The organism is Faecousia sp., from assembly GCF_048519415.1.
Taxonomy (GTDB): Bacteria; Bacillota; Clostridia; order Oscillospirales; family Oscillospiraceae; genus JAZOXB01.
This window is the reverse complement of the sequence record NZ_DBFZUT010000003.1, coordinates 1-12,707: the sequence shown is the minus strand read 5'-3', so window position 1 is coordinate 12,707 and position 12,707 is coordinate 1. Positions and strand designations below refer to the sequence as shown.

General features: G+C 61.9%; 7 protein-coding genes. All 7 read right to left on the bottom strand.

Annotated features, from left to right (window positions below; all coding sequences use genetic code 11):
• Window positions 1-10: 10 nt before the first annotated feature.
• On the bottom strand, window positions 11-2,359 hold the full coding sequence (locus ACMKFF_RS00160) for a penicillin-binding transpeptidase domain-containing protein (protein WP_418469083.1): 2,349 nt from the start codon (window positions 2,357-2,359) through the stop codon (window positions 11-13).
• 139 nt (window positions 2,360-2,498) lie between these two features.
• Entirely contained in the window at window positions 2,499-3,011 is a 513-nt protein-coding gene (locus ACMKFF_RS00155) for a septum formation initiator family protein (protein WP_419495672.1), read from the bottom strand.
• 18 nt (window positions 3,012-3,029) lie between these two features.
• Window positions 3,030-3,965 carry a 16S rRNA (cytosine(1402)-N(4))-methyltransferase RsmH gene (gene rsmH / locus ACMKFF_RS00150; protein WP_418469081.1) on the bottom strand — a complete coding sequence of 312 codons (936 nt, stop codon included), beginning with the start codon at window positions 3,963-3,965 and terminating at the stop codon, window positions 3,030-3,032.
• A complete protein-coding gene (gene mraZ, locus ACMKFF_RS00145) occupies window positions 3,965-4,378 on the bottom strand; it encodes a division/cell wall cluster transcriptional repressor MraZ (RefSeq protein WP_349135237.1) in 414 nt (137 codons plus the stop codon). Before mraZ ends, rsmH begins: the two co-directional genes overlap by 1 nt.
• Before the next feature lie 490 nt (window positions 4,379-4,868).
• Window positions 4,869-8,561: a DNA-directed RNA polymerase subunit beta' gene (rpoC, locus tag ACMKFF_RS00140; RefSeq protein ID WP_349135236.1), complete on the bottom strand. Its 3,693-nt coding sequence runs from the start codon at window positions 8,559-8,561 to the stop codon at window positions 4,869-4,871.
• Between the two features lie 14 nt (window positions 8,562-8,575).
• Window positions 8,576-12,337 carry a DNA-directed RNA polymerase subunit beta gene (gene rpoB, locus ACMKFF_RS00135; RefSeq protein WP_418488154.1) on the bottom strand — a complete coding sequence of 1,254 codons (3,762 nt, stop codon included), beginning with the start codon at window positions 12,335-12,337 and terminating at the stop codon, window positions 8,576-8,578.
• Between the two features lie 41 nt (window positions 12,338-12,378).
• Window positions 12,379-12,707: hypothetical protein (locus ACMKFF_RS00130; RefSeq protein ID WP_419495671.1), on the bottom strand; the 329-nt coding region annotated here is incomplete at its 5' end.

Here is a 12,707-nt window from a genome sequence, read left to right as displayed (position 1 = left end):
TCAACCTTCTTTAATCCAGTGCGGTCGTATCCGTGAATGTGACGGCGATCATCGTGCCGCGCGGGACCTTTGTTCCGGCGTCGATGTCCTGCTTTGTCACCAAGACGTACCATGCATTCGAATCCGTGCCCTTGGCCTGCAGATAGAGCCCGAGCTGGGACAGCGTCGTGCTGGCCTGCGCCACGGTCATACCCGTCAGATTCGGCACCTCGACCTCGTCGGTCGGCATGGAATCGTCCGTATAGAGCAGCACGGTCGAATTGCCGGGCAGCTCACGGCCGTGGGCCGGGATCTGGCTGACGATCTTGTCGCCGTCGCCGATGATCTTGTAGTTCAGGTGATCTTCCTCCAGAATGGCAGCCGCCTCGGACTCGGTCTTCCCGGCCAGATTCGGCATGCGAACCGTCACGCGGGACATATCCACCTCGGAATAATCCGGCTCGACGCCGAGATAGGGCAGGATGTCCTCCATCACGCGGGCGACGGTCGGCGCGGCCATAACGCCGCCGGAGATATAGGTGCCGGTGGCGGGGTTCGGCGTATCAAGTGCGATGAGTACCACATACTCCGGATCATCCATCGGCGCAATGCCGACAAACGAGACGATCTTGTCGTTCGTCTGCTGGCCGTTCGAATCGGTCTGGTCGGTCTTTTCGGCCGTGCCGGTCTTGCCGCCGATGCGGTAGCCGACGACGCTGCCATTCTTTGCCGTGCCCTCCGTGACGACGGACTCAATGATCTGCCGCATCGTGGCAGACGTCTCCTCGGAGATGACCTGCCGCACGACGGTGCGGGCGTTCTGCTGCACGACGTTGCCCTCGGAGTCGACGATCTCCGAGACGACATAGGGCTCGAGCAGGTAGCCGCCGTTCACCACGGCGGAAATAGCCGTGACGAGCTGGATGGGCGTCGGCTTGATGGTCTGGCCGAACGACGTTGCGATGAGGTAGCTCGTGCCGTAGGAGGCGGTGTTGGCCAGGCGCTCGCGCGTGTGGAACACGCCGGAGGCCTCGCCGGGCAGGTCGATGCCCGTCTGCTCCATCAGGCCGAAGGCGCGGCAGTAGTCATACAGCGTGCCGCCGCCCGTCCGCAGGCCGATGTGGGCGAAGGCGATGTTGCAGGATTTCTGCAGGGCCTGCGCCGTAGTCTCGCTGCCGTGGCCGGCATGGTTCCAGCAGTTGAGGATCTGCTCGCGGCCCTCGATCTTCTCGGAGCCGCCGCAGTAGAACGTATCGGCCGTCGTGACTGCGCCGGAATCGAGCGCCGCCGCCAGCGTGAGGATCTTGAACGTCGAGCCAGGTTCATAGCCGTCGGAGACGCAGCGGTTGCGCCACTGCTTCAGGCGGGCGTCGCGCACGGCGGCGTTATAGGCGTTGAAGGCCTCCGTGCGGGCCGTGGAATTTTCGGGCTGCTTTTCCGCCTTGGTGTAAAGCTCCTCGATCTGTGTGCGCAGGTCCTCGTCATAAATTTCCTGATAATCGTTCGGGTCATAGCTGCCGAGCGTGCACATGGCGACGATCTCGCCCGTTTTGCAGTTCATGACGATGCCGAACGCGCCGTTGAGCACGTCATAGCGGTCCACGGCGTCCTGCATCTGCTTCTGCAGATAATACTGCACCGTCGTGTCGAGCGTCAGGTGGATGCTGTCGCCGTCGGACGCCTGATAATACTTCTCATAGGAATAGAGCATCTGCGTCTCGTAGTTGCCCTTCGTTGTGATGACGGCTCCGGCCGTGCCCTGCAGCTCGTCATTATAATAGGCCTCCAGCCCCTCGGAGCCGACGTTCTCGGTGTTCGTAAAGCCGATGATCTGCGCCGCGACATCGTGATAGGGATAGTAGCGCTGAGAATCCGGCTCGAGATGCACGCCGATGATCTTATCCTCCGCAATGATCTCGCGGACCTTGTCGCAGACCTCCTGCGCCTGGCGGCGCTTGATGACCTTGTAGCGCAGGCTCGTATCGGCGGCCTGCTCCTCGATCCAGCCCGCATCCAGATCGAGCACGGCCGCGAGCTTCTTTGCCAGCGCCGGGACGTCGACCTTGTTCTGCGACAGCTCCAGCGGGTCGAGGAAAACATTCTCCACACTCGACGAGGCCGCCAGCACATTGCCATTGCGGTCATAGATCGTGCCGCGCGAGGCGGTGACGCTCGTGCTGCGGGTCTGGTTGCGGATGGCCTTTGCCTCATAATAATCGTGGTCGACGAGCATGAGCTTCACGAGCATGCCCGCCACGGCGCAAAAGCTGACGACACCCAGCAGGATCATCAGGAAAAAGATGCCCTTGCGCACATGGGTCGTCGAGACCTCCTCGCGCTTTGGCGCGCGGCGGCGTCTTCTCTGCGGTTGCTGCTTCATAGTATTCCCTCCCGGGGCAAAACAGTGGAAAAAAGATGGGCGGCAATTCTCACTCACCGCCCATGCTCTGTATACGATATGAATCGGGCGGCGGGACCATGCCTGAAATGGCCGTCCCTCCCGAAATTCTGCGGCAGGCTCAGGAGAAGTAGTTGATGGCGTCCGTAAAGGCGCTGCGGAATGCGTCGATCACGCGGACGAACACATTCTTCTCCGCAGGCGCGGCATAGACCTCCGTCGTATCGTCCGCATCGACCTGCACATAGATGATCTGCGAGCTGCCCGGCTGGCGCATGCCAAGCTCCTTGGCGCGCTTTTCGATCTGCTCGAGATCGAGGGCATTGTCATACTGCGACTGCAGTCTGGCCTGCTGCTCCTCCAGCGTGCTGAGCTGCGTCTGCAGCTTGCCGACATCGCTGCGCGCCTCATAGAGGCGGATATAGCTGAACACCACCAGTGCCAGCATCAGCACGGCGGCGGCCGCGCCGAGCGCCGTCAGGGGCGAGATACCCAGACGTGCACGGACATGGCGCGCCGGCTTGTGCCGCGCAGGCGCGTCCGGCAGACGCTCCGGCTGCTCCAGAGGCTGTGCGGTATTCCGGCGGCGGACATCATAGGCCGCCGAGCCGTTGCTGCGATAAGGGTCTGCCATGGTGGCTCATCCTTTCTGTCAAAGTTTTTCCGCAACGCGGAGCTTCGCGCTCCGGGCGCGGGGATTTTCCTCCAGCTCCGCAGGGCCGGAGACGATGGGTTTGCGCGTAACGAGCTTCACGAGCGGCTTTTTGCCGCAGACGCACACCGGGAATTCCGGCGGGCAGGTGCAGCCGCGCGCCGCCTGCTGCATCTCGCTCTTGACGATGCGGTCCTCGAGCGAATGGAAGGTGATGACGGCCAGTCTGCCGCCGGGATTGAGGCGGCCGACCGCAGCCTGCATCATGCGGCTGACGGCGCCGAGCTCATCGTTCACGGCGATGCGGATGGCCTGAAAGCTTCTCTTTGCGGGGTGCTGCTTTTCGCGCAGCGCCTGCGCGGGCATGGCCGAGCGGATGATGTCCACCAGCTCCAGCGTCGTTTCGACGGGTGCCTTCTCACGCGCCCGGCAGATGGCTGCCGCGATCTGCGGTGCATAGCGCTCCTCGCCGTAATCATAGAGAATGCGGCGCAGCTCGCCCTGCGGCCAGGTGTTGACGACCTCCCCCGCCGTGAGCGCATCGTCCTTATCCATGCGCATATCGAGCGGGGCGTCCGCCATGTAGGAAAAGCCGCGCGAAGCATCGTCGAGCTGCGGCGACGAAACGCCGAGGTCGAACAGCATGCCGTCCACGGCCGGAATCCCAAGGGAATCGAGGATCGCGTCGATCTCCGCAAAATTGGAATGCACGAGTGTCACGCGGTCGGCATAGGGGGCCAGGCGCTCCTTTGCGGCGGCCAGCGCCGTGCGGTCGCGATCCACGCCGATGAGACGCCCCCCCTCCGTCAGGCGGCGGGCGATCTGACTGGAATGCCCTGCGCCGCCGAGCGTCCCGTCGAGGTAGATCCCGTCCGGGCGGATGTTCAGCGCGTCAATGCACTCCTGCAGCAATACGGATTTATGTTGAAATTCCATCAGATCCCGATCTCTTCCATCAGTGCGGCCAGCTCCTCGGCGGAGACATTGGCCTCTTCCTCCTCGTAGCGCTCTGCCGCCCAGATCTCAGCGCGGCCGGCCTGCCCGAGGAAATAGACCTCCTGCTGGATCCCGGCATATTTGCGGAGGTCGTCCGGCAGCAGGAAGCGGCCCTGCTTGTCCGGCTCACAGCGCACGACGTTGGCAAAGAACGTGCGCAGGCCGCGGGCCTTGGACGACGGCGCAGCCTTGCTGCGCTCGACGATGCGCTGCCACTCCTCCTCGGTATAGACCGTCAGGCAGGGGTCCAGTGAACGGGCAACATAGAACGCGCTGCCGAGCTCCTCGCGCAGCTTGGCGGGAACGAACAGCCGTCCCTTGGGGTCAAGCGTGTGCTTGTATTTGCCGAACATTCCCTCACCTCCGCTCCATTTTGCTCACATTTCATCCATTTCGCTCCACTTCGCTTGTAGTATACTATTCCTGCCCCAAAAATGCAATCACTTTTTCGGATTCTGCCCGAGATTTTTCCGGAAATTTTTCCCAGAAACCCGGAAAATCCTAATTTTTGAACATATGTTTGCCTATATTATGGTAACAAGCCCCAAGGCGCACAAAAAGGCCCGTACAGCAAATCGCTGCACAGGCTCAACTGCCGGGAAACCCCTTCGGGCTTTTCCGGCAAAAGGCTTGCAGTCCGCTGCGCGCACGAATCGCCCGCCAAGGGCGGACAATTCGCACACTGGCGGACTGAGCGGTATTTTCTCCGACGTACACGCCGCCGGAGAAAATGATTTCCATTTTCTTTGCGCCTGCGGGCGCAAACTCTGCGAGGCTTTTTCGATAGTCTGAAAGGCCCGCGCAGGGATTCCCTGCACGGGCCTTCGAAGACTTAGGCTGTATTTACTTCTGCTCGTTATCGATCATGCTCTGCGTCACGGAGGACTCCGGCCAGTTGGTCGGCTCGAAATCGCGGTAGATATCGAGGCCGGAACCGGCAGGGATGAGCTTACCGATGATGACGTTCTCCTTCAGGCCAACCAGATGGTCCACCTTGCCCTTGATGGCGGCTTCGGTCAGGACCTTCGTCGTCTCCTGGAAGGAGGCAGCGGAGAGGAAGGACTCCGTGGCAAGGGAAGCCTTCGTGATACCCATGAGGATGAGGGAATCCGTGGCCAGACGGAGGTCCGTCTCGCCCGCATCGATGCGCGCCTGCACAACGGCATTGGCGTCCTCGAACTCATAGACATCCACGACGGTGCCGCTCAGGAGCGTGGTGTCGCCGGGATCCTCGACGCGCACCTTGCGCATCATCTGGCGGATGATGACCTCGATGTGCTTGTCGTTGATATCGACGCCCTGCTGGCGGTACACGGCCAGAACGCCCTGCGTCAGATATTCCTGCACGGCCTCGACACCGGAAATGCGCAGCACGTCATGCGGGTTGAGCGCGCCGTCGGTGATGGGCTCGCCCTTGCGCACACGCTTTCCCTGCTCGACCTTCAGGCCGACGGAATACGGGACCTGATAGAGCTTGACCTCGCCGTCGTCCGCGGTGATCGTGATGTCGCGCAGCGCGCTGCGGTGGCTCTCGTCGATCTCGACGACGCCGTCGATCTCGGCAATGGCCGCCATCTTCTTCGGCTTTCTGGCCTCGAAGAGCTCTTCGACTCGCGGAAGGCCCTGCGTGATATCGTCGCCGGCAACGCCGCCGGTGTGGAAGGTACGCATGGTCAGCTGCGTGCCCGGCTCGCCGATGGACTGGGCGGCGATGATGCCGACCGCCTCGCCGAGGTTCACAAGCTCGGACGTTGCAAGGTTCATGCCGTAGCACTTGGCGCAGACGCCGCTGCGGGCGCGGCAGCCGAGCACGGTACGGGCATAGACGGAGTGAATGCCGTGTGCCTCGAGCATCTTGGCATCGTCCTCATGCATCATGCGGTTGTTCGGGATGAGCACCTCGCCCGTCTCCGGATCGACGATATCATGCACCGGGAAGCGGCCATGGATGCGAGAGCCGAAGGACTCGATGACCTGGCCCTTTTCCACGACCTCGGACAGGTGGATGCCATGCGTCGTGCCGCAGTCGGGGATGCGGATGATGACCTCCTGCGAGACGTCGACCAGACGGCGCGTCAGGTAGCCGGAGTCGGCGGTACGCAGCGCAGTGTCGGTCAGGCCCTTACGGGCGCCTCGGGAGGAGATGAAGTATTCCAGAGCGGAAAGGCCTTCACGGAAGTTTGCCTTAATCGGAATCTCGATCGTGCGGCCGTTCGTATCTGCCATCAAGCCGCGCATACCGGCGAGCTGACGGATCTGGTTCATGCTGCCGCGGGCGCCGGAGTCGGCCATCATATAGATCGGGTTGAAGCGGTCAAGGTTCTCCTGCAGAGCGCCGGTGACGTCCTTGATCGTCTGCTCCCACTGGTGGACAACGAGGCGATAGCGCTCGTCGTTCGTGAGGAAGCCGCGCTTGTACTGGCGGTCGATCTTGACTGTCTGCTTTTCGGCCTCTTCGATGAGAGCGTACTTCTTCTCCGGAATGGCCATATCGGCGATGGAGACGGTGATGGCGCCCTTCGTGGAGTACTTGTAGCCGAGGGCTTTGACGCGATCGAGCATCTCGGTGGCGATGGTGAAGCCATGACGGCGGATGCACTTGTCGATGATGACGCCGAGTTTCTTCTTGCCAACAAGGAAGCTGACCTCAAGGTCGAACAGATGCGCGGGATCGCTGCGGTCCACGAAGCCAAGGTCCTGCGGGATCGGCTCGTTGAAGATCAGGCGGCCGACCGTCGCCGTGATGATGCGGTACTGCATCACGCCGTCGATCTCCTTGCCGTAGCGCACGCGGATGGGCGCATGCAGGCCGATGCAGCCATCGGCATAGGCCGTGATGGCCTCATCGACGCTGGAATAGGCATGCAGCGGCAGATAGGACGGGGCGCGCTTCTTCTCATTCTCGGCCTTCTCGACCGCGGCTTCCACAAGGTCGCCGTCGACGAGCTGGTTCACGGGAAGGTCGAAGTCGCCCGCATCGGTCACAAAGACCTGCTCCGCACCCTTCTCCTCCTTGCCCAGACGGACATAGGTCAGGTAGTAGGTACCGAGGATCATATCCTGCGTCGGCACGGTGACGGGCTTGCCGTCCTGCGGACGCAGCAGGTTGTTTGCGGAGAGCATCAGCACACGGGCCTCAGCTTGGGCCTCTGCCGACAGCGGGACGTGGATTGCCATCTGGTCGCCGTCGAAGTCGGCGTTGAAGGCGGTGCAGCACAGCGGGTGCAGCTTCAGGGCGCGGCCCTCGACCAGCACCGGCTCAAAGGCCTGAATGCCGAGGCGGTGCAGCGTCGGCGCACGGTTGAGCATGACGGGGCGGTCCTTGATGATGTCCTCGAGGGCATCCCAGACCTCGGGCTCGCCCTTGTCGATCTTCTTCTTGGCGCTCTTGATGTTGTTGGCAACACCGTCCTCGACGAGCTTCTTCATGACAAACGGGCGGAACAGCTCAATGGCCATTTCCTTCGGCACGCCGCACTGATAGAGCTTCAGCTCCGGGCCGACGACGATAACAGAACGGCCGGAATAGTCGACGCGCTTGCCCAGCAGGTTCTGACGGAAGCGGCCCTGCTTGCCCTTGAGCATGTCGGACAGGGACTTCAGCGCACGGTTGTTCGCACCGGTGACAGCGCGGCCGCGGCGGCCGTTGTCGATGAGGGCATCCACGGCCTCCTGCAGCATGCGCTTTTCGTTGCGGATAATGATATCCGGCGCATTGAGCTGGATGAGGCGCTTGAGGCGGTTGTTGCGGTTGATGACGCGGCGGTAGAGGTCATTGAGGTCGGACGTTGCGAAACGACCGCCGTCGAGCTGGACCATCGGGCGGATGTCCGGCGGGATGACCGGCAGGACATTCATGATCATCCACTCGGGCTTGTTGCCGGAGGCGCGGAAGGCCTCGGCGACCTCGAGCCGCTTGATGATGCGCAGCTTCTTCTGGCCGCTGGCGTTGACGAGCTCACTGCGGAGCTGGCTGCACAGGGCCTCGAGATCGATCTCGGCCAGCAGCTTCTGCACGGACTCGGCGCCCATACCGGCCTCGAAATCGTTCTCATACTTTTCGCGCATGTCGCGGTATTCTTTTTCCGTCAGGATCTGGCACTTGCTCAGGGGCGTGTCGCCGGGATCCGTGACGATATAGTTGGCAAAATACAGGACCTTCTCCAGAATGCGCGGGCTGATGTCCAGCAGCAGGCCCATACGGGAGGGGATGCCCTTGAAATACCAGATGTGGCTGCACGGCGCGGCCAGCTCGATGTGGCCCATGCGCTCGCGGCGCACCTTGCTCCGGGTGACCTCGACGCCGCAGCGATCGCAGATCTTGCCCTTGAAGCGGATCTTCTTATACTTGCCGCAGTGGCACTCCCAGTCCTTCGTCGGTCCGAAGATGCGCTCGCAGTACAGGCCGTCGCGCTCGGGCTTCAGGGTGCGGTAGTTGATGGTCTCCGGCTTTTTGACCTCGCCGTAAGACCAGTCGCGGATCATTTCCGGAGAAGCAATGCCGATTTTGATCGCGCTGAAGGTTTTATTGCTCATCGTCTGCCTCCTCCTTATTCTTCGTCCTCGGGCGCATCGGAGATGTCATACGGGCACTCCGGCTCGGGATCTTCCTCTTCCTCGTCATCGTCGATGCCGATGATCTTTTCCAGAGCGTCGAGGCCCTGCTTCGCCTCGCTGTCGGCATCGATGCCGTAGCCGGAGGAGAGCACCTCGTTCTCATCGGTGACCAGATTCTCGCGGCCGGAGTCGGTGTAGACGATCTCATCATCATCGTCATCCTCCCGCAGCTCGATCTCCTCACCCTGATCGTCGAGCACGCGAACGTCGAGGCACAGGGCCTGCAGCTCCTTGACAAGGACCTTGAAGGACTCCGGAACGCCGGGCTTCGGCACGTTGTGGCCCTTGACGATGGCTTCGTACGTCTTGACACGGCCGGTCACGTCGTCGGACTTCACGGTCAGGATCTCCTGCAGCGTGTGGGCTGCACCGTAGGCCTCGAGGGCCCAGACTTCCATTTCGCCGAAGCGCTGGCCGCCGAACTGTGCCTTGCCGCCGAGCGGCTGCTGCGTGACCATGCTGTACGGGCCGGTGGAACGGGCATGGATCTTATCATCGACCAGATGATGGAGCTTGAGGTAATACGGATAGCCGACCGTGACAAGGTTATCGAACGGCTCGCCGGTGCGGCCGTCATACAGGACCGTCTTACCGTCCTCGCGGAGGCCTGCCAGCTTCAGAGTCTCGCGGATGTCCTTCTCGTTCGCGCCGTCGAAGATCGGCGTTGCGACCTTCCAGCCGAGGGCGTGGGCGGCGTAGCCAAGGTGGACCTCCAGGACCTGTCCGATGTTCATACGGGACGGAACGCCCAGCGGGTTCAGAGCAATATCCAGCGGCGTGCCGTCCGGCAGGAACGGCATATCCTCCTCCGGGAGGATGCGGGAAACGACGCCCTTGTTGCCGTGGCGGCCGGCCATCTTATCGCCGACGGAAATTTTACGCTTCTGCGCAATATAGACGCGGACGATCTTGTTGACGCCGGGGGCCATCTCGTCGCCGTTCTGGCGGGTGAAGACCTTGACGTCCACGATGATGCCGGACTCGCCGTGCGGGACCTTCAGGGAGGTATCGCGGACCTCGCGGGCCTTTTCGCCGAAAATGGCGCGCAGCAGGCGCTCCTCAGCCGTCAGCTCGGTCTCGCCCTTCGGGGTGACCTTGCCGACGAGATAATCGCCGGACTTGACCTCTGCACCGATGCGGATGACGCCGTTCTCGTCGAGGTCCTTGAGGGTGTCCTCGCCGACGTTCGGGATGTCGCGGGTGATCTCTTCCGGCCCGAGCTTCGTGTCGCGGGACTCGGTCTCGTATTCTTCAATATGAATGGACGTAAAGACGTCCTCGCGCACCAAGCGCTCATTGAGCAGGATGGCGTCCTCGTAGTTATAGCCTTCCCAGGTGACGAAGCCGACAAGCACGTTCTTGCCCAGTGCGATCTCGCCCTGCGAGCAGGCGGGGCCGTCGGCCAGGACCTGCTCCGTCGTCACGCGCTCGCCGACCGTGACGATCGGGCGCTGGTTGACGCAGGTGCCCTGATTGGAGCGGGCGAACTTCGTCAGGGTGTAGTCGCGGACGCTGCCGTCGTCATAGCGGACGCTCACGCCGTCGGCGGAGACGCGGGTAACGACGCCGTCGCCCTCGGCCTTGATGCAGACCTCAGAGTCCACGGCGCACTTCTGCTCGACGCCGGTAGCGACGATCGGAGCCTCCGTGACCATCAGCGGCACGGCCTGACGCTGCATGTTCGCGCCCATCAGGGCACGGTTCGCGTCGTCGTTCTGCAGGAAGGGGATGAAGGCCGTTGCGATGGAGGTCATCATCTTCGGCGAGACGTCGATATAGTCGATGACCTCGCGATCGACGGCGATGATCTCGTCGCGGTGGCGGCAGGTGATGCGCTCATTGAGGAGCATGCCGTTCTCGTCGACCGGCTCCTTTGCCTGCGCGATATGGTAGTCGTCCTCGACGTCGGCGGACATGTATTCCACCTCATCCGTCACGCGGGAGCCGACATATTTGCCGTTTTCGTCATAGATGCGCTCGACCTTGCGGTACGGCGCTTCGACGAAGCCGTATTCATTGATCTGGGCGTAACTCGCCAGATAGTTGATCAGGCCGATGTTCGGACCTTCCGGCGTCTCGATCGGGCACATACGGCCGTAGTGGCTGTAGTGGACGTCTCGGACATCGAAGGAAGCGCGCTCACGGCTCAGGCCGCCGGGGCCGAGGGCAGACAGGCGGCGCTTGTGCGTCAGCTCTGCCAGCGGGTTGTTCTGATCCATGAACTGGGACAGCGGCGAGGAGCCGAAGAATTCCTTGATGACCGCCGTGACCGGGCGGATGTTGATGAGGCTCTGCGGCGTAACGGTATCGAGATCCTGCACGGTCATGCGCTCGCGGATGACGCGCTCGAGGCGGGTGAAGCCGACGCGGAACTGATTCTGCAGCAGCTCGCCCACGCAGCGCAGACGGCGGTTGCCGAGGTGGTCGATGTCGTCCGTCGTGCCCGCGCCGATGACGACGCAGTTGAGATAGTTGATGGTGGCGAGGATATCGTCGCGCGTGATGTGCTTCGGGATGAGCTCATCGCGGCGCTCCTCAATGGCATCCTCCCAAGCCTCGGGAGCCGCACCCTTGAGCTGCTCGAGCATCTCGAACAGGACCTTGCGGCAGACCTTCTCGTGGATGCCGTACTGCTCCGGGTCGAAGTCCACGAAGTTCTTCATGTCGACCATGTAGTTCGAGAAGACCTTGTGGTCCTTGTCGCCGACGCGGATGACGGCGTCGCACACGCCGCGGGCCGACAGGGCCTGCGCCTGTGCACGGGTCAGGACGGTGCCCGGCATGGCAAGGATCTCGCCCGTCAGCGGGTCAGCGACCGGCTCGGCCAGCTCCTGACCGCTCAGGCGGGTCCAGATGTCCATCTTCTTATTGAACTTGTAGCGGCCGACACGGGAGACGTCGTAGCGGCGCGGATCGAAGAACAGCGCGTCGAGATAGGCCGCGGCGTTGTCGACCGTGGGCGGCTCGCCCGGACGCAGACGGCGGTAGATCTCGAGGAGGCTGTCCTCGCGGGTCTTGCACGGGTCGCGCTCCAGCGTGGCGACGATGCGGGGATCCTCGCCGAACAGCTCCAGGATCTGCGCGTCGGTCTCCACGCCGAGAGCGCGAATGAGGCAGGTGATGGGGAGCTTGCGGTTCTTATCGATACGGACGTAGAACACGTCCTGCAGGTCGGTCTCATATTCCAGCCATGCGCCGCGGTACGGGATGACCGTTGCGGTATAGATGTGCTGGTCGGCCTTGTCCACGGTGTCGCCGAAGTACATGCCGGGGCTGCGGACGATCTGGGAGACGATGACGCGCTCTGCGCCGTTGATGACGAACGTGCCGCCGTTGGTCATGAGCGGGAAATCGCCCATGAAGATCTCCTGATCCTTGATCTCGCCGGACTGCTTGTTGAGCAGGCGCACGCGGACCTTGATCGGCTTCGCATAGGTGGCATCGCGTTCCTTGCACTCTTCAATGGTGTACTTGGGCTTCTCATCGAGGGAGTAGTCCAGGAAGGACAGCTCGAGGTTGCCGGTGTAGTCGCTGATGGCGGCCACATCGCGGAAGACCTCATGCAGGCCCTCCCGCAGGAACCAGTCGTAGGAGTCCTTCTGGATCTTCAGCAGGTTGGGCATCTGCAGGATCTCCTGATACTTGGCATAGCTCTTGCGAACGGTCTTGCCATAGTTCACGTCCTTGACTTGCATTTGCTTGATCACGCCTTTCTGTCGTCGTTTCGTGCGCTGTCTCAGCAATGACACGCGTGGGTCAGTTGCTGCTTTTTCATTTTAGTCCCTTGCCGTGCGGCGCGGTCTGTGGTATAATCTGACCATGAGGTGGAGGTTGGCCTGCGCCGCACTTCACAGCATTGGGTATTGATTTTACCACATTTTTTCTTCCGCGTCAATGCATTTCTTTGGAATATCCCCTGATTTTTTCGTCCGGCTTCCCGAAAGCCGGGCTTTTTTTGCCCAATTTTTCCGCCCATTCGTCCATTTTTCGGGAAAAAATCCTGTTTTTGTACATTCTGACGGATTCCGGCCCCGAATTGCGCGAAAAAATCAGAAGGTTGCGGAT